Source organism: Pseudomonas sp. AC463 (assembly GCF_979253585.1).
The window spans coordinates 1-446 of sequence record NZ_CEEDDZ010000122.1 but is presented as its reverse complement, the minus strand read 5'-3'; the positions used below and the strand labels follow the sequence as shown (position 1 = coordinate 446).

Sequence of the window (446 nt, the reverse complement as noted above, 5' to 3'; positions counted from 1 at the left end):
AGCGCAAGAACGTCGTTCTCCGCAACGGTGCCAATTGCCTCGATCGCGATCAGCGACGGCTTGCCCTCGGTAAGCGTGCCCGTCTTGTCGATGACCAGCGTATCGACCTTATCGAGCGCCTGCAGGCTTTCGGCGTTCTTAACCAGCACACCGGCCTGCGCGCCGCGTCCGGTGCCGACCATGATCGACATGGGCGTAGCAAGCCCGAGCGCGCACGGACAGGCGATGACCAGCACGGCAATGGCATTGAGGAGAGCATGACCCATACGTGGCTCAGGGCCGACCAATGACCACACCACGAAGGTCGCGATCGAAATCAGCACGACGAGCGGCACGAACCAGCCCGAGACCCGATCGGCGACCGCCTGTATCGGGGCGCGGCTGCGCTGCGCTTCCGCGACCATCCGGACGATGCGCGCGAGCATCGTATCCGAACCGACCGCTTG

Annotated in this window: 1 protein-coding gene; it reads right to left on the bottom strand. The window is 64.6% G+C overall.

The annotated features are described in order from the left end of the window. Positions 1-425 (bottom strand): HAD-IC family P-type ATPase (locus AC0IYH_RS29385; RefSeq protein WP_471837562.1); only part of this gene is annotated, 425 nt, incomplete at its 3' end. Between the last annotated feature and the right edge of the window lie 21 nt (positions 426-446).